The organism is Paracoccus sp. DMF-8, from assembly GCF_029309835.1.
GTDB lineage: Bacteria > Pseudomonadota > Alphaproteobacteria > Rhodobacterales > Rhodobacteraceae > Paracoccus.
Genome location: NZ_JARJHL010000005.1, coordinates 312,971 through 336,261, shown reverse-complemented (window position 1 = coordinate 336,261; position 23,291 = coordinate 312,971). Strand labels below are relative to the sequence as shown.

General features: G+C 64.9%; 21 protein-coding genes and 3 pseudogenes. 9 read left to right on the top strand and 15 right to left on the bottom strand.

The genetic code is table 11. The features are described from left to right. Positions 1–59: 59 nt before the first annotated feature. The 4 genes and pseudogenes from PE067_RS05165 to PE067_RS05150 all read right to left on the bottom strand — a co-directional run bounded on the left by PE067_RS05165 (position 60) and on the right by PE067_RS05150 (position 4,563). Positions 60–1,454 (bottom strand): annotated as a pseudogene (locus tag PE067_RS05165) (short-chain fatty acyl-CoA regulator family protein). Between the two features lie 73 nt (positions 1,455–1,527). Beyond that, the gene (locus PE067_RS05160; protein ID WP_276188126.1) at positions 1,528–2,733 is read right to left on the bottom strand and encodes a multidrug effflux MFS transporter; all 1,206 of its coding nucleotides are present in this window, start codon (positions 2,731–2,733) and stop codon (positions 1,528–1,530) included. Beyond that, a complete protein-coding gene (locus PE067_RS05155; RefSeq protein WP_276188125.1) occupies positions 2,720–3,070 on the bottom strand; it encodes a DMT family protein in 351 nt (116 codons plus the stop codon). The genes PE067_RS05160 and PE067_RS05155 overlap by 14 nt, the downstream gene beginning before the upstream one ends. Next, positions 3,067–4,563: a replicative DNA helicase gene (locus tag PE067_RS05150; RefSeq protein WP_276188124.1), complete on the bottom strand. Its 1,497-nt coding sequence runs from the start codon at positions 4,561–4,563 to the stop codon at positions 3,067–3,069. The genes PE067_RS05155 and PE067_RS05150 overlap by 4 nt, the downstream gene beginning before the upstream one ends. A gap of 150 nt (positions 4,564–4,713) precedes the next feature. On the opposite strand from PE067_RS05150, the gene PE067_RS05145 reads away from it, so the two are divergent. Beyond that, the gene (locus PE067_RS05145; RefSeq protein WP_276188123.1) at positions 4,714–5,205 is read left to right on the top strand and encodes a nuclear transport factor 2 family protein; all 492 of its coding nucleotides are present in this window, start codon (positions 4,714–4,716) and stop codon (positions 5,203–5,205) included. Between the two features lie 33 nt (positions 5,206–5,238). On the opposite strand, the gene PE067_RS05140 is transcribed toward PE067_RS05145, so the two are convergent. Further along, a complete protein-coding gene (locus PE067_RS05140) occupies positions 5,239–5,910 on the bottom strand; it encodes an orotate phosphoribosyltransferase (RefSeq protein ID WP_276188122.1) in 672 nt (223 codons plus the stop codon). Further along, positions 5,907–6,950: a dihydroorotase gene (pyrC, locus tag PE067_RS05135; RefSeq protein WP_276188121.1), complete on the bottom strand. Its 1,044-nt coding sequence runs from the start codon at positions 6,948–6,950 to the stop codon at positions 5,907–5,909. Before pyrC ends, PE067_RS05140 begins: the two co-directional genes overlap by 4 nt. Positions 6,951–7,075: 125 nt before the next feature. Between pyrC and PE067_RS05130 the strand changes: the two genes are divergently transcribed. Then, a complete protein-coding gene (locus PE067_RS05130; RefSeq protein WP_276188120.1) occupies positions 7,076–7,393 on the top strand; it encodes an antibiotic ABC transporter in 318 nt (105 codons plus the stop codon). Between the two features lie 77 nt (positions 7,394–7,470). Here the strand turns inward: PE067_RS05130 and gap are convergent, their stop codons facing one another. The 5 genes and pseudogenes from gap to purB all read right to left on the bottom strand — a co-directional run bounded on the left by gap (position 7,471) and on the right by purB (position 11,358). Then, a complete protein-coding gene (gene gap, locus PE067_RS05125; RefSeq protein ID WP_276188119.1) occupies positions 7,471–8,472 on the bottom strand; it encodes a type I glyceraldehyde-3-phosphate dehydrogenase in 1,002 nt (333 codons plus the stop codon). Between the two features lie 110 nt (positions 8,473–8,582). Continuing rightward, positions 8,583–8,726 carry a hypothetical protein gene (locus tag PE067_RS05120; protein ID WP_276188118.1) on the bottom strand — a complete coding sequence of 48 codons (144 nt, stop codon included), beginning with the start codon at positions 8,724–8,726 and terminating at the stop codon, positions 8,583–8,585. A gap of 227 nt (positions 8,727–8,953) precedes the next feature. Beyond that, complete coding sequence (locus PE067_RS05115; protein ID WP_276188117.1) at positions 8,954–9,481, bottom strand: FliG C-terminal domain-containing protein; 528 nt, start codon at positions 9,479–9,481, stop codon at positions 8,954–8,956. 220 nt (positions 9,482–9,701) lie between these two features. Beyond that, positions 9,702–9,983: pseudogene (locus PE067_RS05110) on the bottom strand (hypothetical protein); the annotation flags it as partial. 58 nt (positions 9,984–10,041) lie between these two features. Continuing rightward, positions 10,042–11,358: an adenylosuccinate lyase gene (purB, locus tag PE067_RS05105; RefSeq protein WP_276188304.1), complete on the bottom strand. Its 1,317-nt coding sequence runs from the start codon at positions 11,356–11,358 to the stop codon at positions 10,042–10,044. A 175-nt stretch (positions 11,359–11,533) separates the two neighbouring features. Here purB and PE067_RS05100 point away from each other — a divergent pair, with 175 nt between their 5' ends. Beyond that, on the top strand, positions 11,534–12,787 hold the full coding sequence (locus PE067_RS05100; protein WP_276188116.1) for a CAP domain-containing protein: 1,254 nt from the start codon (positions 11,534–11,536) through the stop codon (positions 12,785–12,787). A gap of 53 nt (positions 12,788–12,840) precedes the next feature. On the opposite strand, the gene glnA is transcribed toward PE067_RS05100, so the two are convergent. Together glnA and PE067_RS05090 are read right to left on the bottom strand one after the other, a co-directional pair. Further along, complete coding sequence (gene glnA / locus PE067_RS05095; RefSeq protein ID WP_276188115.1) at positions 12,841–14,247, bottom strand: type I glutamate--ammonia ligase; 1,407 nt, start codon at positions 14,245–14,247, stop codon at positions 12,841–12,843. Between the two features lie 119 nt (positions 14,248–14,366). Further along, positions 14,367–14,705: a P-II family nitrogen regulator gene (locus PE067_RS05090; RefSeq protein ID WP_276188114.1), complete on the bottom strand. Its 339-nt coding sequence runs from the start codon at positions 14,703–14,705 to the stop codon at positions 14,367–14,369. 131 nt (positions 14,706–14,836) lie between these two features. On the opposite strand from PE067_RS05090, the gene PE067_RS05085 reads away from it, so the two are divergent. The 4 genes from PE067_RS05085 (at position 14,837) to PE067_RS05070 (ending at position 17,995) form a co-directional block, all read left to right on the top strand. Beyond that, positions 14,837–15,271: an NAD(P)H-hydrate epimerase gene (locus tag PE067_RS05085; protein WP_276188113.1), complete on the top strand. Its 435-nt coding sequence runs from the start codon at positions 14,837–14,839 to the stop codon at positions 15,269–15,271. A 100-nt stretch (positions 15,272–15,371) separates the two neighbouring features. Then, positions 15,372–15,668: a hypothetical protein gene (locus tag PE067_RS05080; RefSeq protein WP_276188112.1), complete on the top strand. Its 297-nt coding sequence runs from the start codon at positions 15,372–15,374 to the stop codon at positions 15,666–15,668. Beyond that, positions 15,572–16,447, top strand: coding sequence for an NAD(P)H-hydrate dehydratase (locus tag PE067_RS05075; protein ID WP_276188111.1), 876 nt, complete (start codon positions 15,572–15,574; stop codon positions 16,445–16,447). Before PE067_RS05080 ends, PE067_RS05075 begins: the two co-directional genes overlap by 97 nt. Positions 16,448–16,708: 261 nt before the next feature. Next, positions 16,709–17,995, top strand: a complete 1,287-nt coding sequence (locus PE067_RS05070; protein ID WP_276188110.1) for an O-acetylhomoserine aminocarboxypropyltransferase/cysteine synthase — start codon at positions 16,709–16,711, stop codon at positions 17,993–17,995. 155 nt (positions 17,996–18,150) lie between these two features. Here the strand turns inward: PE067_RS05070 and PE067_RS05065 are convergent. Then, positions 18,151–18,695: pseudogene (locus PE067_RS05065) on the bottom strand (SIMPL domain-containing protein). Between the two features lie 397 nt (positions 18,696–19,092). On the opposite strand from PE067_RS05065, the gene PE067_RS05060 reads away from it, so the two are divergent. Together PE067_RS05060 and PE067_RS05055 are read left to right on the top strand one after the other, a co-directional pair. Continuing rightward, positions 19,093–21,804, top strand: a complete 2,712-nt coding sequence (locus PE067_RS05060) for a hypothetical protein (protein WP_276188109.1) — start codon at positions 19,093–19,095, stop codon at positions 21,802–21,804. Continuing rightward, entirely contained in the window at positions 21,786–22,478 is a 693-nt protein-coding gene (locus tag PE067_RS05055; RefSeq protein ID WP_276188108.1) for a hypothetical protein, read from the top strand. Before PE067_RS05060 ends, PE067_RS05055 begins: the two co-directional genes overlap by 19 nt. Here PE067_RS05055 and PE067_RS05050 read toward each other — a convergent pair. Beyond that, a complete protein-coding gene (locus tag PE067_RS05050) occupies positions 22,432–23,145 on the bottom strand; it encodes a lytic transglycosylase domain-containing protein (RefSeq protein WP_276188107.1) in 714 nt (237 codons plus the stop codon). The two genes, PE067_RS05055 and PE067_RS05050, sit on opposite strands and share 47 nt — an antisense overlap. Positions 23,146–23,291 lie beyond the last annotated feature (146 nt).

The following is a 23,291-nucleotide window of genomic DNA, read 5'->3' as shown; positions in this document are numbered from 1 at the left end:
CACGCAGGGCGGACGATCTGCCCCGTGATTGGTCGCCCCGTGATTGGTCGCCCCCGCGCTCAGTCGAAGGTATAGGGCAGGGGGCCCGAACGGTCGCGCGGGATCAGGATCGGGCGGTCGACAGGCGGGACCGAACGCTGATGACAGTTCTGTCGCGGGCAGATCCGGCAGGAAATCCCGATCGGCTCGAATTGCAGCGGGTTCGCCAGATCCAGCCCGTCGGCATAGACCATGTCGCGGGCATGTTCGATCTCGCAGCCCAGACAGATCGCGAAACGCCGCATCGGCGCGCCAGAGGCCCCGCCCGGTTTCGACACGTCCCGCGACCAGGCACAGATAGCGTTTGCCATCCGGAGTCTGAGCCAGTTGGCGCAGAAAACGCGTCGGTGTTTCAAAGGCCTGATGCACGGTCCACAGGGGGCGGGCGCCGCCGAAACGCGCGAATTGCAGCCTTGTGGCGGAATGGCGTTTGGTGATCGTGCCCGCCTGATCGACGCGGACGAAAGAACGGCACGCCCTTGCTGCCGGCGCGCTGCATGGTCGACAGGCGATGCGCGACCTGTTCCAGCGAGGCGTGGAACAGATGCGCCAGCCGCTCCAGATCGTGCCGTTCGGCCTGTGCTGTCGCCAGAAAGCGCGAATAGGGCATCATCGCCGCCCCCGCGAAGTAATTCGCAAGGCCAAGGCGGCAGATGTCGCGGGCGACATCGCTGCGGAAACGCGCCAGTTCCAGCGTCGCCTCGAGCAGGTCGCCATAGGCTTCCAGCGCAAGCAGGTGGTTCAGTTGAAAGGCCAGCGTCTCGCGGCTGGCCGAGGCATTGGCGGTGATGCGCCGCCCGTCGCGCAGATAGACCGGGCCGCCGCCCAGTTCGGCGGTTTCGACGATCAGGCCAAGATCGTTCAGCGCCGAAATCGCGCGTTCCAGCGGCGGGATCTGCGGCGGTGTGGTGGCGAACCGTTCCGCCGCGCGGTCGATCGCGTCGATGTAATTGTCGCAATGAGTGAAAGAAATCCCGGACCTCCTCCCAGGGCGAGGCGGCGGCGTTCTGGGCGCCCGCGCCGAGCGCCTCGTCCAGCGCGGCCAGCCGTTCCTGCCCATCGCGATGGGCGCGATACAGGTCCAGAAAGGCGCGGGCAAAGGCCGGGGCGTTGGTCGTGGCCAGCCGCAGATCGTTCATGTCGGGCGTCGTGTCGAACAGCGGATCGGCCAGCGCCTCGGCCAGATCGACGGCCATGCGCTCGGCATCGCCGACCGCCATGCGGCCAAGGTCGATGGAATATTCCGAGGCCAGCCGCAGCAGCACCCCCGCCGACACCGGGCGATGATTGTTTTCCATCTGCGACAGATAGGGCAGCGACACCCCCAGACTTTGCGCGAATGCCCGCTGCGTCAGGCGGGCGCGCGCCCTGGTTTCGCGCAGGGTGATGCCTGCATAGATCTTTTGCGTGGCCATCTGTCGCTCCGCCGGGTTTGCAAATATCTGGATAGGCTTTGCAAACCCGGCAAGGCAAGGGGGGAACTGGGGGTCAGCCGGTCTGATCCAGCCGTTTCTGCCGCTTTATCACCAGACGGATCGTGACAAGGGCACCGACAGCCGACAGCAGCATGATCCACAGCAGGGGCGCGGCGCCGCTGGTCGGGCTGAGCAAGGCGCCCGCAAGCGTCGCCATGACCGCGCCGCCCGCCACCATCATCGCGCCGCCAAAGCCGCTGGCGGTGCCCGCGAGTTCGGGGCGCACGCTCATCATCCCGGCATTGGCGCTTGGCAGAACCAGCCCGTTGCCCAGCCCGACCATCGTCACCCCGCCAAAGAAGACCAGCGGCTGATGCCAGCCCAGGATATCGGCCAGCAGCACCACCGCCAGAGGCAGGACCGATGCCAATGTGCCCAGCAGGATCAGGCGGTTCATCCCGATCCTGACCGCATAACGCCCCGAGATGTAATTGCCCAGGGCATAGCCGACCGCAGGCGCCGCGAACCAGTATCCGACCTGCGACGAGGTCAGGTGGAACACCGTTTCCCCGATATAGGGGGCACCGCCCAGATAGGCAAAGAACGACCCGGAGGCCAGCATGGCGACGATGGAATAGCCCCAGAACCGCCATGACCGCGCCAGAACCGGATATTGGGCGAATTGCGCGCGCAGGGGCACGCCGCCGGGACGCGAGGTTTCGCCCATGTCGAACCAGCACAGGATCAGCACCGCCAGGCCCAACAGACCCATCATGGCGAAATTGGCTTTCCAGCCAAAAGCTTCGTCCAGCATGCCGCCAAAGATCGGGGCCAGCATCGGCACGATCGACATGCCCATCGTGACATAGCCCAGCAGGCTGGCCGCCGCATCGCCCGGCACGATGTCGCGGACCACGGCGCGCGACAGCACCATGCCCGCGGCGATCACCGCCTGCATCATGCGAAACACCAGGAACCATTCGGCGGTCGGCGCCAGCAAGGTGCCGATGGTGGCCAGCAGAAAGATCACCAACGCCCCAAGCATCACCGGCCTGCGTCCGAACATGTCGCTGATCGGGCCGACGAACAGTTGCAGGATGGCGGTGACGGCCAGATAGACCGACACGGAAAGCTGCATGACGCCGTAATCCACCTGAAACCAGCGGGCCATGCCGGGCAGCGAGGGCAGGAAGACGTTCATCGACAGTGCCGACAACCCGGCCAGCGCCACAAGCGTCACGATGCTGGGCGGCGTCCGCCCGGTCTCAGGTCCAGTCATGAAATACGAACCACGCGCCAAGGCAGATCAGGCCGAAACCGACCCCATGCTGCCAGCTCATGCGTTCCCCCAGGTAAGCCCATGAAAATATAGCAAAGATAGAAAGGCTGATGACTTCCTGAATGGTCTTCAGCTGGGCGGCGCTGAAATGGCCATGGCCGATGCGGTTCGCGGGAACCTGCATGACATATTCGAAAAAGGCGATGCCCCAGCTGACCAGAATGACGGCGATCAGGGGGGCGGATTTGTATTTCAGGTGACCATACCACGCGAAGGTCATGAAGACATTCGACGCGATCAGCAGGCCGATGGTCGCGGCCGGGACGGGCAGGCTCATTCGTGGTCCCAGCTACGATGCTTTTCCAGATTGCCGAAGCGGGTAAAGCGCCCTTCAAAGGACAGTTCCACCGTGCCGATGGGGCCGTGGCGCTGCTTGCCGATGATGACCTCGGCCTTGCCATGGCAGGATTCCATGATCTGTTGCCAGGCGGCCATCTTGTCCAGATCGTGGTCGGCGGGCTTTTCACGTTCGCGGTAATATTCCTCGCGGAAGACGAACATCACGATATCGGCGTCCTGTTCGATACTGCCGGATTCGCGCAGGTCGGACAGTTGCGGGCGCTTGTCCTCGCGGCTTTCGACGGCGCGGGACAGCTGCGACAGGGCGATGACGGGAATGTCCAGTTCCTTGGCGACGGCCTTCAGGCCCTGCGTGATTTCCGACACCTCGTTGACGCGGCTGTCCTTGGCCGATGCGGCGCGCAAAAGCTGCAAATAGTCGACGATCAGCAGGTCCAGCCCCATCGTGCGCTTCAGCTTGCGGGCGCGGGCGGCAAGCTGGTTGATCGGCAGGGCGGGGGTGTCGTCGATGAACAGCGGGCAGTTCTGCAGGTCATGCGCGGCCTGAACGAAACTGCGGAACTGATCCTCGGTCATGTCGCCGCGGCGGATCGATTCACTGGGCACCTCGGCGGCTTCGGACAGGATCCGGGCGGCAAGCTGTTCGGATGACATCTCCAGACTGAAAAAGCCGACGACCCCGCCCGCGACCGTGCCGTGGCTGCCGTCGGGCAGTTCGCCGGTGCGATGCGCCTTGGCGACGTTGAAGGCGATATTCGTTGCCAGCGAGGTTTTCCCCATCGAGGGGCGCCCCGCCAGAATGATCAGGTCGGAACGGTTCAACCCGCCCATCTTGTTGTCCAGATCGACCAGCCCGCAGGACACGCCCGACAACCCGCCGCCCCGGCTATAGGCGGCATTGGCGGCATGGACCGCGCCCGTCACCGCATGCAGAAAGCTTTGGAAACCGCGTTCCGCCACGCCCTGTTCGGCCAGCTTGTACAGGATCTGTTCGGCATCCTTGATCTGTTCTTCGGCATGGTCGCTGACCTCGACCGTGGCTGCGCGGGAAGCGATGTCATGGCCCAGCACGATCAGGTCGCGGCGCAGCGCGAATTCGCGGATCATCTGGGCGTAATCGCGCGCCGCATGGGATGAAATCGCCGCCGCCGCCAGCCGTGCCAGATAGGCGGGACCGCCCAGATCCTTCAGCCCCTGATCGTTTTCCATGAAGGCCTTGATCGTGACCGGGCTGGCCAGCGCATTGCGGGTGATGCGCTCGGCGCAGATTTCATAGATCCGGCGGTGGACGGGATCATAGAAATGTTCGGGCTTGATGATGCGCGAAACGTGGTCATAGACCTCGTTATTGGTCAGCAGCGCGCCCAGCAACTGCTGTTCCGCCTCGATCGAGAAGGGGACGGCCTGTGCGGCGGCCTCGGTGGCAATCTCGGATGGGTTCCTGATTTCGACCGCGCGCAGCTCGCTCATGATTCCGTTCCTTTGGTTCAAGCCTTCTTACTAGCCCAGAGGGGGCCGGCGGGGAAAGGCGTATCAGCGGGTCCGTCGGCGGCTTCGTGATTTGAGGCGCGACGGCTTCGCGGGCAAGGTGGGTGCGAACTGGTTTCACAAGGATCTTCCATGACGTTTCCCAAGCTTCGCCATGCCGCGCTGGCCCTGATGCTGGGCGCATCCAGCGCCACCGCAGAGATTGCCGCTTGCGGCGGCTCATCGGGTAATCCCTGCCGAAACCCGCAAGTGGAAGCGGCCAATCGCACGCTGGTCATTGATTTCTACAACAGTTTTTTCAACGACCATGACGTGACCGCCGCCGAGCGTTTCGTGGCCGAGGATTACATCCAGCACAACCCGACGGTGCCGGACGGGCGCGCGCCGATCATCGAATTCTTTTCGGACAATTTTCAGAAAAACCCCGAACGCAGTTCGCGCATCGTGCGCAGCGCGGCGGATGGCGATCTGGTCTGGTTGCATGTGATATCGAAACAGAACCCTGCTGATCGCGGCGTGGCGGTGGTCGATATATTCCGCGTCGAAGATGGCAAGATCGTCGAACATTGGGATGTCATCCAGCCGGTGCCGGAAACGGCGGCGAATGACAACACCATGTTCTGAAATGAAAAAGGCCCCGATATCCGGGGCTTTTCATCAGGGATGCGCGGCTTGCCAGGCGCGGGGATCGTTCAGGAAGCTTTCGACCTCGGCCAGCGTCGCCTCGTCATAGAAACCCTGCGCCTTGGCCTCGGCCAGCACGTCCCACCAGGTGCACAGGTAATGCAGGTTGACGCCGTGATCGGCCAGCCGCTGCTCGGTCCCCTTGAAAATCCCGTAGTAGAAAATCACCGCCGTATGGGCGCAAGCCGCCCCGGTTTCACGGATCGCATCGACGAATGACAGCTTGCTGCCGCCGTCCGTGGTCAGATCCTCGACCAGCAGCACGCGCTGGCCTTCGGTCATGGCGCCTTCGATGCGGGCGTTACGGCCGTAACCCTTGGGCTTCTTGCGCACATAGGTCATCGGCAGTTCCAGCCGTTCCGCGACCAGCGCGGCAAAGGGGATGCCCGCCGTTTCACCGCCGGCGATATTGTCGAATGCGTCGAAACCCGCATCGCGCAGCACCGTTGCCGCCATGAAATCCATCAGGGTCGAACGGATGCGCGGAAAGCTGATCAGCTTGCGGCAGTCGATATAGGTCGGGCCTTTCAAGCCCGACGCATAGGTATAGGGCTCGGCCGCGTTGAAATGCACCGCCTTGATTTCCAGAAGCATGCGGGCGGTCAGGCGGGCGATTTCCTCGCGCGGGGGGAAGGGCAGGGTCATGCGTTGTCCTCGACATGCCAGTAAAGCGGAAAGCCGGGGTCGAAGACGGTGACCTCGTCATCGCCGGCGGGGACTTTGGCGGGATAGGTGGCGGGCGTGTCGCGCCTGACCAGACGGATGGTGTCGTCATTCGCGGGCAGGCCATAGAACGCCGCGCCGTTCAGCGAAGCGAATTTTTCCAGCCGGTCCAGCGCGCCGTCCTCTTCAAAGACATGGGCAAGGATCGACATGGTGTTGGGCGCGGTAAAGCAGCCCGCGCAGCCGCAGGCCGATTCCTTGGCGTGATCGGGGTGGGGTGCCGAATCGGTGCCCAGGAAAAAGCGCGGGTCGCCCGAGGTCGCGGCCTGACGCAGCGCGATGCGGTGGCTTTCGCGCTTGGCGACGGGCAGGCAGTAGTAATGCGGTTTGATCCCGCCGACCAGGATATGGTTGCGGTTGATGACCAGATGATGGGTCGTGATCGTGGCGCCCAGATTGTCCTGCGAGCGGACATAATCCGCGCCGTCACTGGTCGTGATATGTTCCATGATGACGCGCAGGCCGGGGGTCTTGCGCCGAATCGGGTCCAGCACGCGGTCGATGAACACCGCCTCGCGGTCGAAAATGTCGATGTCGGGGTCGGTGACCTCGCCATGAACGCAAAGCGGAATGCCGGCCTCGGCCATCGCTTCGAACACCGGGCGGACCTTGTTGAAATCGCGCACGCCGCTGGCGGAATTGGTGGTCGCGCCCGCCGGATACAGCTTGACCGCCGCGATCACCCCGTCGCGATGCGCCTGCACCACATCGGCGGGATCGGTGGTTTCCGTCAGATAGAGCGTCATCAACGGACGCAACGTCACGTGTTTCTGCAGTGCAGCAAGAATGCGGCTGCGGTAGGATCGTGCCTGTTCCCCCGTGACAACCGGCGGGACCAGATTGGGCATGATGATCGCCCGCCCGAAATGTGCGGAATAACCACATATTGCATTCAACATGGCCCCGTCGCGCAAGTGAAGGTGCCAGTCGTCGGGGCGGCGGATGAGCAGGCTTTGGTTCATGGTCTGGCCTTATAGGTGGTGCTGCGGGGACAATGAAGAGGCCCATCCTGGCCAAAAGTCGAACTTGGCAAAGATTCACGACATGCCAAGCATGACGATAACGCGACAGGAAAGGAATATCGTGAATGAAACCCGGAATGTTTGATCCGGCACTGATGCTTGCACCCCTGACGATCTGGCGGCATGTCGCGCAGATCACCTGGGATCTGCAAATGGTCATCATGATGCGGACCGCCGGAATGATGGGACTGATGCGCCAGGACATCATGGAACCTCAGCGCATGGTCCTGGAAAAGGCCGATGCCGCGCAAGAGGCGATGGGCGCCGCGATCAGCGCCGCCGCGCGTGGCAAGCGCGCCGATCAGGTGCTGGCAGCCGCCCTGCGTCCCTATCGCCGCCGCACCAAGGCGAATGTCCGTCGTCTGAGCGGTCATCGCGGCTGATCCCGCGATTGCGACGGTCCCGCGACATGAAAAACGCGCCCCAAGGGGCGCGTTTTCGCGTGTCGTCGTGGTGCTGATCAGATCAGCTTGCCCATGGCGACGGCGGTATCGGACATGCGGTTCGAGAAACCCCATTCATTGTCATACCAGGTCAGGATGCGGACCAGCTTGCCTTCCATGACCTTGGTCTGGTCCAGGTGGAAGACCGAGGAATGGCTGTCATGGTTGAAATCCGACGACACCAGCGGTTCGTCGGTATAGCCCAGAATGCCTTTCAGCGGGCCATCGGCGGCCGCCTTGATCGCGGCGTTGATTTCGTCGACCGAAGTGTCGCGGGCGGCTTCGAAAACCAGATCGACGACAGAGACGTTCGGGGTCGGCACGCGGATCGCGACGCCGTCCAGACGGCCTTTCAGTTCAGGCAGCACCAAGCCCACGGCCTTGGCCGCGCCGGTCGAGGTCGGGATCATCGACAGTGCCGCAGCGCGGGCGCGATACAGATCCTTGTGCATCGTGTCCAGCGTCGGCTGGTCGCCGGTATAGCTGTGGATCGTGGTCATGAAGCCACGGGTGATGCCGATCGTGTCATTCAGCACCTTGGCGACGGGCGACAGGCAGTTGGTCGTGCAGCTGGCGTTCGAGACGACGATGTCATCGGCGGTCAGCGTGTCGTCATTGACGCCAAAGACGATGGTCTTGTCGGCATTGTCGCCGGGGGCCGAGATCAGCACGCGTTTCGCGCCCGTCGACAGATGCGGCTGGACCTTGTCCTTCGAGGTGAAGATGCCGGTGCATTCCATAATCACGTCGATGTCGCCCCAGGGCAGTTCGGCCGGGTTGCGGATCGCGGTGACCTTGATCGGGCCGCGGCCGACGTCGATCAGATCGTCGGTGACGGTCACCTTGGCAGGGAAACGGCCATGGACCGAATCGTAGCGCAGCAGATGCGCGTTGGTTTCGACCGGGCCAAGATCGTTGATCGCCACGACCTCGATATCGGTCCGGCCCGATCTGATGATCGCGCGCAGCACGTTCCGACCGATCCGTCCAAAGCCGTTGATTGCAACTTTTACAGCCATGCTAGTCCTCCGCCACTGATTCCGGTTTCGGCTGCAAATAGCCTGCAATTCACGGGGATTGCAAATGGCCAGAAGCGTGAAATGGCCTGATCGCGGCAATCTGTTCGATGTTAGCGCCAGAAACTGAGATATTCGATCAGGGCGACGAATTGTTTGGCCAGAAACAGCGGCATGTCGCCGCCGAAAAACGCCATGTCGGCGGCAAAGACCGCGATGATGACGGCGGCAAGGGCGATGGCGATCTGATTGGTCATGGCCTTGTCCATTCTTGCCGGGCGCGGGGCGACGCATCGGATGGTTTCCGGCACGGCCTGCGGCGACGGCTGTTCGTCCGCTGTCGATAGCTAGGAAAACTGGCGGGGCACCGCAAGGGTCGACAGGGTTGCCGGTCGGACGAGCGGGGCGGGCCGCCGACAGGGCCATGCGCAGGCGGACCGGATCGGGTGCCTTCATGCCGGATGGCGGGGCAGGGTTCTGGCGGTCATTCCTCCTCTGCATCGGGGGCGATCATGATCAACTGGTCCTCTGACTCGAGCCGGCGGATGGTTGCGACGACTTCGGACATGGCGAGTTCCGCATCCTTGGCCGAAACCTTGCCCACCCCCTCCATTTCTTCGCGCATGGAATCGGCCAGACGGGTCGACAGCGCGCCAAGGATGAATTCCGCCGTGGGCAGGTTCTGATCCCGTGCGCCCGCCAGCGCCTTGGTCATCAGCGCCGCATCCATTTCGCGCACGACGCGGGGGATGTCGCGCGGGTCGATGCGGGCGGGGATATGCGCCCAGGTGAAAATCGCCTTGCGGACGTTTTCGGCGAATTCGGCGTCATCGCTGTCCAGACCGGCCAGAACCGTGTCGCGGGTGTTCGATTGGGCGTAGTTCAGGATGGCGCCGACCGTGTCGACCGGCCCGCCGGGCAGCGCGGGCCGGGGCAGGGCGTCGGCGGCCTGAACCAGCGCCAGACCGATGCGGCGCAGGGCAGGCGCCTCGATCGCGCCGGTCAGGGACATGGCACAGGCAATCTGGCGCGCCAGTTCCGGGTCGATCAGCTTGAAGATTTCCGCCCGCGCGGGGCACGGGCAGGTTCGAGAACATGACGGCGGTGATTTCCACCGCCTCGACCCGGACCAGTTCAGCCAGGGTTTCGGCGGGCAGGGCGGCGATGCGTTCCCAGGGGTCGCTGATCCCCGACATGACCGCCATGCGCCGCAGCCGGTTGGTGGTCACATCGGACAGATGCCTGTCCAGCAGCGCCAGCGCGCCGTCGATGGTGCCCGGAAAGGACAGGCCCACCGCTTCCAGCATGTCGCAGAATTCGGTGATGACCGCGTCACGGGTTTCGCGGTCGATCAGCCCCATGATGGCCATTTCCTGCGCCAGCGCCGCCTGCACCGAGGTCGGCAACTGCCGCAGGTCAAGCTCCGCCCCCTCGGCCAGAAGATAGCGCACGACGATGGCGGCCTTCTGCCGGGAGGTCAGCACATTGGCCGCAAAGCCGGCATCCAGCGTCATTCTTGCCCCCGAATCGTCAATCCTCGGGGCAGGATGGCACGGAATTCCTAACGTCAGGTTAGCCGGTCACGCCTTCGCCGAAAACCCGCGCGAAAATCCGGCCGACGTTCTTGGTGTGATAGCCCAGATCGAATTTCTCGTCGATTTCTTCTGCGGAAAGGGCGGCGGTGACTTCGGCGTCTTTCAGCAGTTCTTCGCGGAAATCAGCGCCTTGTTCCCAGACCTTCATGGCGTTGCGCTGGACCAGACGATAGGCATCCTCTCGCGAGACGCCGGCCTGGGTCAGCGCCAGCAGAACCCGCTGAGACATGACCAGGCCTTTGAACTTGTTCATGTTTTTCAGCATGTTTTCCGGGTAGACGACCAGCTTTTCGATGACGCCCGCTAAGCGGTTCAGCGCGAAATCCAGCGTGATCGTCGCATCCGGCGCAATGCCGCGCTCGACCGAGCTGTGGGAAATATCGCGCTCATGCCAAAGCGCCACGTTTTCCATCGCGGGCACGACCGTCATGCGCACCAGACGGGCAAGGCCGGTGAGGTTTTCGGTCAGCACCGGGTTGCGTTTATGCGGCATCGCAGAGGAACCCTTCTGGCCGGGGCTGAAGAATTCCTCGGCCTCCAGCACCTCGGTGCGCTGCATGTGGCGGATCTCGATCGCGATGTTTTCCATCGAGCTTGCGATGACGCCAAGCGTGGCAAAGAACATCGCGTGGCGGTCGCGCGGGATCACCTGCGTGCTGATCGGTTCGGGGCGCAGGCCCAGCCTGGCGCAGACATGTTCCTCGACCGCGGGGTCGATATTGGCGAAGGTGCCGACCGCGCCCGAGATCGCGCCGGTCGCGACCTCTTCGCGCGCGGCGGCCAGGCGGGCGCGGCCCCGGTCCATTTCGGCATAGAACCGCGCGAAGGTCAGGCCCATCGTCGTCGGTTCGGCATGGATGCCGTGGCTGCGGCCGATGCGGACCATATCCCGGGTTTCAAAGGCACGCTTTTTCAGTGCGGCCAGAACCCGGTCCATATCGGCCAGCAGGATATCGGCGGCGCGCACGAGCTGGACGTTCAGCGTGGTGTCCAGCACGTCGGAACTGGTCATGCCCTGATGGACGAAACGCGCCTCATCGCTGCCGATATGTTCGGCCAGATGGGTCAGGAAAGCGATGACGCCATGCTTGGTCACGGCCTCGATCTCGTCGATGCGGGCGACGTCGAATTCCACGTCGCGCGCCTTCCAGACGGCTTCGGCGTTTTCGCGCGGGATCACGCCCAGATCGGCCATGGCATCGCAGGCATGGGCTTCGATTTCATACCAGATCCGGAATTTGGTCTCGGGCGACCAGATGGCGGTCATTTCGGGGCGGGAATAGCGCGGGATCATCGTGGCCTCCAAGGTTTGCAGGGGCTGTAGCGCGATGCGGCGCAGGCGGCAACCTTTGGTGCGCGGCAAGGATCGGGTCCCCATGCGGCCTGATGCGGAAAATGCGCGGTTTAACCGGACTTTAACATATGGCATGGCAGGTTAGCATGGCGGCGGGTCAACAGGGAACGAACGCATGTCTTTCGCATCAAGTGATGAGCGGTATTTTGTCAGCCTGGTCAATCAGGCGCGTCAGGCGCAGGGGCTGGCTCCCTTGCGCATCGAAAAGCGGCTGAACGATTCGGCCGATGCGCATAGCCGCTGGATGCTGGACCGCGATATCTTTTCCCATACCGGGGTGGGCGGCTCGTCCTCTCGCCAGCGGATGGAGGCGGCTGGTTTCGATCTGGCCGGAAGCTGGCGCACCGCCGAAAACATCGCCTATGTCAGCATCCGGGGCGAGGCGGATCTGAGCGATGAGATCGAGCAGTTGCACCAGAACCTGATGAACAGCCCCTCGCATCTGCGCAATATCCTGGGCGATACGGCCTATATCGGGATCGGGCTGCAGGTCGGCGAATTCGCCGGGCATCGCGTGCTGATGGTGACGCAGAATTTCGCGGATACCGACGGGCATGTGATGCTGGACCTGGGGCGGTTCATGCCGGGCAATCTGCCCGCTGTCGATCTGTCGGTCCAGACGCGGCAGCAATGGCTTGGCGGCTTCAATGGCAGCGTCTTCTTCCCACCGCTGCCGGGGCAGAACACGCCAAGGAATGACGAATTCAGGCTGACCGCCCGCAACGATCTGGCGAATGGCGGTGCCGGTCACGACTGGATGAACGGCGCTGGCGGCCATGATACGCTGAATGGCGGCATGGGCAATGACCGCATCCCTGGCGGCTTTGGCCATGATGTCCTGAGCGGCGGCATGGGGGCCGATACGATCGACGGCGATGTCGGCAACGACAAGGTCGTTGGGGGTGGGGGCGCCGATCTGCTGCGCGGCGGGGCCGGGAATGACACCATTCTGGGCGGGTTGGGCAATGACCGGATTCTGGGCGGTGCGGGCCACGACCAGATGAATGGCGGCGATGGCCATGATCTGCTGCGGGGCGAAGGCGGCAACGATCTTTTGCTGGGCGGTGCCGGTCGCGACACGCTGGTCGGCGGGCCCGGCAATGACACGCTGAACGGGGGTGCCGGTGCGGATGTCTTTGTCTTTGCCAGGGGCAGCGGCGTTGATGTGATCAATGGCTATGAAAAGGGGGTGGACCGGCTGTTCATCGATGCGCGGCTGCTGGATGCAAATCCCGCGCAATTCATCGCCGACCACATGCGCAAGATCGCGACCGGCGTGGTCATTGATTTCGGCGCGGATGGGCGGATGACGATCAACGGTGCGGGCCTGACGGTTGCCAATGTCGCCGATGACATCTTTGCCCTGTAACGAAAAAAGGCCGCCCGTCAGGGCGGCCGTTCCGGTCACTGTCCGGGCTGCGGTCAGCAGCTGAAATACATCGCGTATTCGACCGGGTGCGGGGTGTGTTCGTCGGCGTAGACCTCTTCCCACTTCAGCTTGATATAGGCCTCCAGCTGATCGCGGGTAAAGACATCGCCCGCCAGCAGGAAATCCATGTCCTTTTCCAGCTCTTCCAGCGCCTCGCGCAGCGAACCGCAGACGGTCGGGATTTCGGCCAGTTCCTCGGGCGGCAGGTCGTACAGGTCCTTGTCCGATGCAGGGCCCGGGTCGATCTTGTTCTTGATCCCGTCCAGACCGGCCATCAGCAGGGCGGCAAAGGCCAGATAGGGGTTCGCCGCGGGATCGGGAAAGCGGGCCTCGACACGTTTCGCCTTGGGCGATTCGGTCCACGGAATGCGCACGCAGCCCGAGCGGTTGCGGGCCGAATAGGCGCGCAGGACGGGGGCCTCGAAACCGGGGATCAGACGCTTGTAGCTGTTGGTCGAGGGGTTGGTCAGCGCGTTCAGCGCCTTGGCATGTTTCAGGATGCCGCCGATGAAATACAGCGCCTCCTGGCTCAGGTCGGCGTATTTGTCGCCTGCAAACAGGGGCTTGCCCTCTTTCCAGATCGACATGTTCACATGCATCCCGGACCCGTTGTCGCCCTTCATGGGCTTGGGCATGAAGGTCGCCGATTTGCCATAGGCGGCGGCGACGTTGTGGATGACATATTTGTATTTCTGGATGTTGTCGGCCTGTTCGACCAGCCCGCCAAAGATCATGCCCAGCTCGTGCTGCGCGGATGCGACCTCGTGATGGTGCTTGTCGACCTTGATGCCCATGCGCTTCATGGTGGACAGCATCTCGCCGCGGATATCCTGGGCCGCGTCGATCGGGTTGACCGGGAAATAGCCGCCCTTATGGGCCGCGCGATGACCACGGTTGCCCGATTCGTAAACCGTATCAGTGTTCCATGCCGCATCGACGGCGTCGATTTCAAAGGAGACCTTCTGCGGCGTGACCGCATAGCGCACGTCGTCGAACAGAAAGAATTCCGCCTCGGGGCCGAAATAGGCGGTATCGCCGATGCCGCTGGATTTCAGATAGGCTTCGGCCTTTTTCGCGGTGCCGCGGGGGTCGCGGGAATAGGCTTCGCCGGTGTCGGGTTCGGCCACGTCGCAATGGACGCACAGGGTTTTTTCCGCATAGAACGGATCGACATAGGCCGAGGCGGCATCGGGCATCAGCTTCATGTCGGACTGGTCGATGGATTTCCAGCCCGCGATCGACGAGCCGTCGAACATGAAGCCTTCTTCGAAAAAGTCCTCGTCGATCAGATCGACATCCAGGGTGACGTGCTGCAGCTTGCCCTTGGGGTCGGTAAAGCGGACATCGACATAGGCGATCTCCTCGTCCTTCAGCAGGTCAAGAACGTCTTTTACTTTCATGGGTCGTTTCTCCGGGATTCCTGGCGGTTCAGATCCGGCAGGGGCTTGGTCCCTATGCGCGGGCTTTGCGCTTATGGTTGATCTGTCTGATTGCGCGGTCGTTCAGCAGAATTCGGGCCTTACAGGGCGTCGTCGCCGGTTTCTCCGGTGCGGATGCGGACGGCCTGTTCGACGGGCGAGACAAAGATCTTGCCATCGCCGATCTTGTCGGTGCGGGCGGCGCTGACGATCGCATCGACGGCGGTGTCGACCATATCATCGGGCAGCACCATTTCGATTTTGACCTTGGGCAGGAAGTCGACGACATATTCCGCACCGCGATACAGTTCGGTATGACCTTTCTGACGGCCGAAACCCTTGATTTCGGTGACCGACAGACCTTGAACTCCGACCTCCTGAAGCGCCTCTTTCACGTCATCCAGTTTGAACGGCTTGATGATCGCCTCAACTTTCTTCATCGCCTGATCCTTCCTCGCGACTTGTCTGCCCCCTGATTGGCGGGTTTCATGACGCAGGTCCACGACCAAGCGGCGATGGCGCGGGTGGAAAACCGGAAACCGGGATTGCTGCACAATATATAGGCACAGTGATGAAAAAAGCGGCTGATAACGTGCTGGGAAGCTGTGAAATCCTGTCTTCTGGGCAGATGCGCGCGCTGGAATCTGCGGCAATCGCCAGCGGAAAGGTGACCGGGGCGGCGCTGATGGAGCGTGCGGGCCGTGCCGTTGCGGGACAGATTCGCCTGCGCTGGCCCGTGCCGGGGCGCGCCTGCGTGCTGTGCGGGCCGGGCAACAATGGGGGCGACGGCTATGTCATCGCGCGGCTGCTGCACCGCGCGGGCTGGAAGGTGCGGGTTCTGGGGCTGGACAACGCGCCCCCCGCCGATGCCGCGCGGATGCGCGCGCTGTGGCTGGAAATCGGGCCGGTTGCGCCCCTGACCTGCGATTCCCTGAAGGGCGCGGGCGATGACATCTATATAGACGCGATTTTCGGCACCGAGCCTGCGCCGTGCGCCGCAGGGTGACATTCTGGCTGTCCTGCGCCATCTGGGCGCGGATCCGGCTTATGCCGAGCGTCTGATCGCGGTCGATTGCCCAAGCGGGCTGGATCTGGACAGCGGCGCGATGCCGGGCTGGCCGCGCCGCGACTGTCGCGATTCGCCGCGCGCCTGCCTGACCGTTACCTTCGACAGCCCGCGCCTTGGTCATGTGCTTGAAATCGGGCCGCAGATCTGCGCTCAACTGGTCGTCGCGGATATCGGCCTTGGTCCCCGGCGCGGCACGGCCTTTGATGCGCCGCCCGCCGAACTTGCCGGTCCGGGCTTTTGCCGTCATGCCGGGGGCGGTTTGACGATCTGGCCCGCGCCCTGCTGGACAAGGCGCCCCGCGCGCATAAATTCGATCATGGCCATGTGCTGGTGATCGCGGGCGGGCCGGGGCAGGGCGGTGCGGCGCGGCTGGCTGCGCGCGCGGCGCTGCGGGTTGGCGCCGGGCTGGTCACCATCGCCCCGCCATCCACCGCGATGGGCGAACATGCCGCTGCGCCCGATGCGCTGATGCGGCGTCCGGTCGATGGGCCGCAGGATCTGGTCGGGCTGCTGCGCGATCCGCGCATCTCGACCGTGCTGATCGGGCCGGGTTGCGGGATCGAGCGGGCGCTGAGCCTGTTGCCTGCGGTGCTGCAGGCGGGGCGCAAGACCGTGTTTGATGCCGATGCGCTGACCGCGTTGTCGCGGCATGGCGGCTTTCAGGGGCTGACGCAGGATCACGTCCTGACCCCGCATCTGGGCGAATTCGCCCGGCTGTTCCCCGATCTGGCGCGGCTTTTGACGGCTGACGGCCCCGATACCCTGTCGCGGGTCGATGCCGCGCGGACCGCATCGCTGCGCGCGGGGGCGGTCGTGCTGTTGAAGGGGGCGGATACCGTGATCGGTCGCGGAGGGCTGCCGGTGCGGATTCAGGCATCTTGCTATGATGCGGCGGCGCCATGGCTGGGGACGGCGGGATCGGGGGATGTGCTGGCCGGTCTGATCGCCGGCCTGCTGGCGCGCGGCTTTGCGGCAGGCCATGGCGCGGCCATCGGGGCGGCGCTGCATGCGGCGGCGGGGCGCGTGCTGGGGCCGGGGCTGATCGCGGACGACCTGCCGGAAATCCTGCCCCGAATTATTAAAAACGTCATTCAGTCAACTGATTACAAATGAAATTATACCGTTCGCCGTGGCGCGGTTCGCAGGTTTCGGCTGTAACGTCCTGATCCTGTGGCGGCGCATTCGGGGGTTGTGCGATTCCCGTGACCCCGCCCGGCCTGCGGAAAACGATCCTTCCCGAACCGGCCCCACCGGAAACGCCTGTTCCCCGCAAGGCGGATTTCGCGCAGGATGTCATCTCGTTTCCTGCTGCGGAATTGCAAGCCCGCACAGCACTGCTTAGGGTGTCGCCAGACATCCCGAGGGAGGAAGGCAATGACCGATATCAAGGGCTTCGACACGCTGGCGATCCATGCCGGCGCGGCACCCGATCCGGCGACCGGCGCGCGGCAGGTGCCGATCTATCAGACCACGTCCTATGTGTTCAAGGACGCCGCCCATGCCGCGCGGCTCTTTGGCCTGCAAGAGGTCGGTTACATCTATTCGCGCCTGACCAATCCGACCGTCGCCGCGCTGCAGGCGCGGGTGGCGGAACTGGAAGGCGGCGCGGGTGCGGTCTGCTGTTCCTCGGGTCATGCGGCGCAGATCATGGCGCTGTTTCCGCTGATGGGGCCGGGCCGGAACATCATCGCCTCGACCCGGCTGTATGGCGGGACGGTGACGCAACTGGGCCAGACCATCAAACGCTTTGGCTGGTCGTGCAAATTCGTCGATCTGGACGATCTGGAGGCGCTGCGGGCGGCCGTCGATGACGACACCCGTGCGATCTTCTGCGAATCGGTGTCTAACCCCGGCGGCTACGTCACCGATATCCCGGCCGTGGCCAAGGTCGCGGATGAGGTCGGCCTGCCGCTGATCGTCGACAACACGCTGGCCAGCCCCTATCTGTGCCGCCCGATCGAGATGGGCGCGACGCTGGTCGTCCACAGCCTGACCAAATTCATGACCGGCAATGGCACGGTGACGGGCGGGGTGGTCGTTGACAGCGGGAAATTCGACTGGTCGGCCTCGGGCAAGTTCCCCAGCCTGTCAGAGCCTGAACCCGCCTATCACGGGCTGAAGTTTCACGAGACCTTTGGCGCGCTGGCCTTTACCTTCCACGGCATCGCCATCGGCCTGCGCGATCTGGGCATGACGATGAACCCGCAGGGCGCGCATTACACGCTGATGGGTATCGAAACGCTTGGCCTGCGCATGCGGCGCCATGTCGAAAACGCCCAGAAGGTCGCGGAATGGCTGGAAAAAGATCCGCGCATCACCGCCGTGACCTATGCCGGGCTGCCGTCCTCGCCACGGCATGACACGGCAAGGCGCGTCTATCCCAAGGGCGCGGGCGCCCTGTTCACCTTTGCGGTCAAGGGCGGTTACGAATCCTGCGTCAAACTGGTCGACAGCCTGAAACTGTTCAGCCATGTCGCCAATCTTGGCGATGCGCGCTCGCTGGTTATCCATTCGGCCTCGACCACGCACAGCCAGTTGACGGATGCGCAGAAAGAGGCTGCGGGTGCCGGGGCCGATGTGGTGCGTATTTCGGTGGGGATCGAGGATCCGGAGGATCTGATCGCGGATCTGGATCAGGCGCTGACCCTGGCGACTGCCTGAAATATCGCGCGTAAAATCCTGACAAGAAATGAAAAAGGGCGGCGTCTCAACCTGCCCTTTCGCGTCTTATTCCGTGGGGGACACGGGTTCCGTGGGGGACTCGGGGGTGGTCTGATCGGGGGCGGCCTCATTGGGCGGCAGGGCGTAGACCACGGTCACGCGCGCGGAAATCGACAGCTCACCCGCCTGAATCGGGGTCGAGGCCTTTCGGCGCGGGCCATGCCCATCAGCATCGGCTGCGGCCCGGACGGGATTTCGCTGTCCGAAATCGACATGATCGGGCCAAGGCGCTGATCGGCGGCATTGGCCATCACCTCGGCGCGGCGGGCGGCTGCGGAAATCGCATCGACGCGGGCGGCGTCTTCGGCCTCGGTCGTGTCTTCGCGCGAAAAGCTGATGCCGCTGATTTCATTCGCGCCGCTTTCGACCAGCTTGTCCAGAACCGCACCAGTTTCGCCAGATCGCGGACGCGCACCGAAACCGGTGTTTTGCGCCTATAGCCGGTGATGACCGGCGGTTTGCCGTCCTGCGAAAAATCTTGGATCGGCGACAGGTTCAGGCCAGCGGTCTGGATATCGCGATCCTCGATCCCCTCGGCCTTCAACTGGTCGATCACCGCTTGCTGGCGCGTGGCGTTTTCCGTCATCGCCCCGGATGCGGTGGCGGCCTGCGTGCTGACGCCGACGGTGATCTGCGCCATATCCGGTTCCGCGGCCGATTGGCCGGTGCCGGTCACGGTCAGCATCGCCGGGCGGACATGCATCGGACCCGGGCGTGCCGCCGGCGCGTCCTGCGCGGTGGCGGGCAGGGCGCCCGCGACCAGCGCAAGGGCGGTCAGCCCCGCAACCAGCGTGCGCGGCGCGACGGCAAGAGGGTGAAAGCGGTTGATCGGCAATGCCATATCGTTCTCCGGGCCTTTGAATACGCATGCGATTTTTCTGCATGCAGGGTGATTTGTGACGACAGAACGCGGACAAGTGAAATCAGTTCGCCTCACAATACAGTGTTTGGCTTTTCACAGGTGTCAATATGAGGTAGTTCATGGACAAAACCTATAAACAAACGGCAAGCCGTCAGCAGTCAGAAAAGCCCCATTGATGCCGCTCGATCACGCAACCGAATTCGCCCTTTCGTTTACGGCCGAAGCCGTGCACCTGCTGCGTCGCGGCCCCGATACAACGGGGGGCGATGCGGTGGACCGGTCCTGGCAGTCGCTTGGCTCGGCCGATTTTGCCTCGTCCAGTTTCCGGGCGGATCTGGCCGCGCTGCGGGCGCGGGCCGCCGATCCGGGTCTGCATGGCGACGGGCTGCCGGTGATGCTGCTGATTCCGCAGGACCAGATCCTGTATACCAGCCTGTCGGTGCCCACGGGGCCTGAACGCGGCGCCGCCGTGGGGCAGGCGCTGGACGGGCTGACCCCCTATGACATTGACGAACTGGCCTATGACTGGACCGATGAGGGCGCCGATGTCCGCGTCGCCGCCGTCGCCCGTCAGACCCTGATCGAGGCGCGCGAATTCGCCGAGCGCCACGGTTTCGCCAGCTTTGGCTATTCCGCCTTGCCCGAGGATGACGAATATCCCGGCATGCCGGTCTTTGGCCTTGATGAGGCGGCAGGGGACGGCCCCGCCGATACGCTGAGCCTGGATCTGGACGCCGATCTGCCCGACGAATTCGCCGATGAGGCGGGATTTCGCGACCACGACGAATTCACTGGCGAAGAGGTTGCGCCCGAGGCAGAGGCTGCCGAAGACATCACCGACGTATCCTATACCGAACTGCCCCCCGCATCGGCGGATGAAGGGGAACAGCCCGTGCTTTCCGGGCTGGAACTGCCACAGGCGCAGGCCGGGGCGCATGACGCCGCGCTTGACGAACCGGACGATCGGCCCGCCCCGGCAGAGGGGCAGGCGGATCTGTTTGCCGATACCGCAGAACAGGCCGAGGGTGACGAGGCTGCGGTTGAGGTGCCCTCGGACGGGGACGCGCCCGCAGGTCAGCCGGATGAGGGCTTGAGCGCCGATCTGTCCGAACCCGCAGATCCGGACGTCGAGACGGCTGTTTCCGATGACCCCGCTGACGATGCCCCCGCCGCTGATGTTGCGGATGCCGGGGATGACGCTGACGCCACGCAGGCCGTGGCCGATTCGGATGACGCCGTTGCGGAAGCTGCCGCAGCCGGGGTTCAGGATGCGCCGTCGCCGGAAGCGACCGATACCGAACCCGCCCCCGAAGATGATGATCTGACCGAGGCGGAACAGGCCGCGCTTGCCGCCGCCGCCGAACTCGCTGCTGCCGAACTCGCCGCTGCCGAGGCGGCAGAGGTCACGGCAAAGACCCGCCTGCGTGCCGAACCTGCGCTGCGTGCCGAACCTGCGCTGCGTGCCGGCGCGGCGGGCGGGCCGACGGTGGTGCGCCATGCGCCCTCCGGGGATGGCGCGGACAGGGGCCGCAAGGCGCGCGCCAATCCCGCCGCTGCCGCGTCGGGACGGGCGCAGGTCGCCAAGCGTGGCGGGCTGGTCGAACTGATTGCCATGCTGGGCGCGCTGGTCGTGGGGCTGCTGCTGGTCTGGGCCTTCCTTGTGCCGCGCGACACTGTTCCGGTCATGCCGGAATTCGCCGAAGACGCCGCGCCAGCGGAAACCACGCCCGCCGAAACCACCGCTGTCGCGACGGCGCCGGTTGAGGCGCTGCCTGACGAAGCGACCCCCATCGAAGCCGCGCCCATCGAAACCGCGCCGGTTGAAACGGCGGATGCCGCGCCCGATGCTGACGCAACCGGGCCGCTCACCGCCGAAAATCAGGCGGGTGAACAGCCTGTGATGGAAACGGAAAGCGTCGCCACGGCATCGGATGCCGCGCCCGATGGCACAGCGGATGCGCAGACCGCAGCCACGGATCCTGCGGCCAGTGTTGTCGCGCCAACCCCTGCCGCCGATCCGCAGCCCGCCGCCAATGTCGCCGCGCAGATGAGCCCGGCCGAACAGGCTCTGGCGATTGCGCTGGCGACCAGCGCGGCGGATATGGCTGCGCGTCCTCCGGCACCGCGCCCGCAGCCCGAACGCACGCAGGCAGAACCGGCCCGCACGACGACCCCGGCGCCCGCGCAGGCATCGGCGCAATCGACGCGGCCCCGGCTGTCCAGTTCGGCCCGCCCGATCAGCGCGCCGCGCAGGCAGGCGACCGCGCCGATTGCGGATACGCCGCCCGCCGTGCCCGACAATCCGCTGCCGCTGGAAACCGCGCAGCGCCAGACGCCGCGTCCCGCAGGCGTGCGCCCGCCGCGCCCCGCCACGCGCACAGCCGCCCCCGCGCCGACCCCGGCGGCCACTCCCGCCGCTGCCGCGCCACAGCAAAGCGCGCCTTCGGTCAGCAGCCTGCGCAGTTCCTCGCGCCCGCCCTCGCGGCCCGAAGGCTCGGTCCCGGATGTGGGGCGCGATGACCTGACCCCCGCCGAGCAGCGCCATATCGACCGGTTCCTGCATGATCTGCGCCGCGCCGAAGCGCGCGACGCGGATCAGCCCGCCAACTGGAACAACAGCGAATCCTATCGGCTGGCCGAAAACCGCCCGCAGCGCCGGCTACCGGCTCGGCCGCGACCGCGTCGCAGGCGGCGGCGGTCGAAAGCGCCGTCAGGTCCGCCGTCGATTCCGATCCACCCGCCGCGCGGCCCGGATCCAATGCGACGAGTTCCGCCTCGACGATGCCCGCCCGCGATTCCGGCGGGCTTTTACGCAGCTCGAACCGTCCGCGTGGCAAGCCCGAAGGGCGCAGGGCCGGGGCGCCGGCGATGGATGAGGCGGCGGTGACGCAGGCGATTGCCGAAGCGGTCACGGCCTCGACCGCGACGCCGGGGGCCGTGGCGCTGAGCGCGCTGACCTCGTCCAACCTGCCGCCGCGCCGCTCGGGCGGCAGCCGTGCGCTGCTGCCGATAGCGCCGCAGCACCCCGCAGCCGCAGCCGACACCGGCGGCGGCCCGAGCGAGGCGCAGCAGGCCGAACGCCGCCGCCTCGACGAACAGTTGCAATCCCGGGCCGAAGCGCGCATCCGCGCCCGCGCCCAGGGGCCGATGCCGCTGCCGAAGCGCAGGCCCGCGCCTGCGCCAGGCAGGCCCGCGCCCGCGCCCGAGTCGCCGCCGAGGAACGCGCCGCAGCCGCCCGCAGGCAGACCTACAAGCCGCAGGAAGTGGATGACGAGCCCGAGGTCGCGCAGGCCGTGCGGTCAGGGGGGGCAACCGCCGCATCCGTCGCGGCGGCTGCGACGCAGCGGCGCGGCACTGATCTGGGACGGACGACGATCATCGGGATCGTCGGGGCCGGCCAGGGCCAGCCGCGCGCTGATCCGTCTGCGCAATGGCAAGATCGTCACGGTGCGGCTTGGCGACCGGATCGACGGCGGCACGATCATCTCGATCGGCGGCGGCAAGATCACCTATGTCAAGAACGGCCGCCAGCAGGAGCTGCGGATGCTTGACGGGCGCTGACCGGGCGGGCGCTGACCGGGCGGGTGGCCTTCGCGGTTTGCGCGCAATAGCTTTGCTGGCTGGTCCAGCCCGCGATATCGGCGCGTTTCGAGCTGGAGCGCAGCGGCAGCCAGTCGCGGGCGATGCCGCGCCAGCCGCTGCCCTGCCCGCTGGCGATGGCCTGATCGCGCGAGACGTTGCGCGCCGCGATCCTGACCGCGCAGGCCATGTTGCTGGCACCGTCCAGCATGGTGCCGTCGCAGCCGTAACGGCGCGCGGTCGCCGGGGAAATCTGCATCAGGCCCAGATAGCGGCCACCGCCACCCTGCGCGCCGGGGTTGTAGCTGCTTTCATGTTTCGCGACCGAAGACAGCAGCCCGACCCAGAAATGCTTGCGGGTTTCACGGTCGAGCGCGGCATGTTCCGGACAGAACGACCGCACATCCGACGGCACCGTGGACAGCAGCGTCACGCCTTCGGCCTCCAGCGCGGCCAGAGCGGCGCTGGTCCATTCCTGCGATCCCGAACGCTGACCCCAACGCATGTCGGGGACGGTCTGGACCTGCGGAGCCCCGGCCTCGGCGAAATTCGCGCCGTTTGCGGTGGCCGCGGTGTCACAGCCCGCCAGAGCCATCATCGCCGCGAAAGCTGCTGCACCTATCATGCGCGCGGCAAGGGTCACTTGCATCCGGATCATCCGTCACTGTTGCGTTGATGTCCGACTACATCTTGTGGCGGGTTTCGCGAAGCCTGCCAGTTCGGCACATGGCGAAAATCCCGCCACCCGCTGCTGGGCTGTTTGGGGTGGAAATCCGCGCATCCGGTGGTGCAAAG

Bases quoted from the DNA above. Each gene is read 5' to 3' on its own strand.
- PE067_RS05160 (WP_276188126.1), bottom strand. From the start codon at position 2,733: ATGACTGGACCTGAGACCGGGCGGACGCCGCCCAGCATCGTGACGCTT.
- PE067_RS05155 (WP_276188125.1), bottom strand. From the start codon at position 3,070: ATGAGCCTGCCCGTCCCGGCCGCGACCATCGGCCTGCTGATCGCGTCG.
- PE067_RS05150 (WP_276188124.1), bottom strand. From the start codon at position 4,563: ATGAGCGAGCTGCGCGCGGTCGAAATCAGGAACCCATCCGAGATTGCC.
- PE067_RS05145 (WP_276188123.1), top strand. From the start codon at position 4,714: ATGACGTTTCCCAAGCTTCGCCATGCCGCGCTGGCCCTGATGCTGGGC.
- PE067_RS05140 (WP_276188122.1), bottom strand. From the start codon at position 5,910: ATGACCCTGCCCTTCCCCCCGCGCGAGGAAATCGCCCGCCTGACCGCC.
- pyrC (WP_276188121.1), bottom strand. From the start codon at position 6,950: ATGAACCAAAGCCTGCTCATCCGCCGCCCCGACGACTGGCACCTTCAC.
- PE067_RS05130 (WP_276188120.1), top strand. From the start codon at position 7,076: ATGAAACCCGGAATGTTTGATCCGGCACTGATGCTTGCACCCCTGACG.
- gap (WP_276188119.1), bottom strand. From the start codon at position 8,472: ATGGCTGTAAAAGTTGCAATCAACGGCTTTGGACGGATCGGTCGGAAC.
- PE067_RS05120 (WP_276188118.1), bottom strand. From the start codon at position 8,726: ATGACCAATCAGATCGCCATCGCCCTTGCCGCCGTCATCATCGCGGTC.
- PE067_RS05115 (WP_276188117.1), bottom strand. From the start codon at position 9,481: ATGTCCCTGACCGGCGCGATCGAGGCGCCTGCCCTGCGCCGCATCGGT.
- purB (WP_276188304.1), bottom strand. From the start codon at position 11,358: ATGATCCCGCGCTATTCCCGCCCCGAAATGACCGCCATCTGGTCGCCC.
- PE067_RS05100 (WP_276188116.1), top strand. From the start codon at position 11,534: ATGTCTTTCGCATCAAGTGATGAGCGGTATTTTGTCAGCCTGGTCAAT.
- glnA (WP_276188115.1), bottom strand. From the start codon at position 14,247: ATGAAAGTAAAAGACGTTCTTGACCTGCTGAAGGACGAGGAGATCGCC.
- PE067_RS05090 (WP_276188114.1), bottom strand. From the start codon at position 14,705: ATGAAGAAAGTTGAGGCGATCATCAAGCCGTTCAAACTGGATGACGTG.
- PE067_RS05085 (WP_276188113.1), top strand. From the start codon at position 14,837: ATGAAAAAAGCGGCTGATAACGTGCTGGGAAGCTGTGAAATCCTGTCT.
- PE067_RS05080 (WP_276188112.1), top strand. From the start codon at position 15,372: ATGCCGGGCTGGCCGCGCCGCGACTGTCGCGATTCGCCGCGCGCCTGC.
- PE067_RS05070 (WP_276188110.1), top strand. From the start codon at position 16,709: ATGACCGATATCAAGGGCTTCGACACGCTGGCGATCCATGCCGGCGCG.
- PE067_RS05060 (WP_276188109.1), top strand. From the start codon at position 19,093: ATGCCGCTCGATCACGCAACCGAATTCGCCCTTTCGTTTACGGCCGAA.
- PE067_RS05055 (WP_276188108.1), top strand. From the start codon at position 21,786: ATGGATGAGGCGGCGGTGACGCAGGCGATTGCCGAAGCGGTCACGGCC.
- PE067_RS05050 (WP_276188107.1), bottom strand. From the start codon at position 23,145: ATGCAAGTGACCCTTGCCGCGCGCATGATAGGTGCAGCAGCTTTCGCG.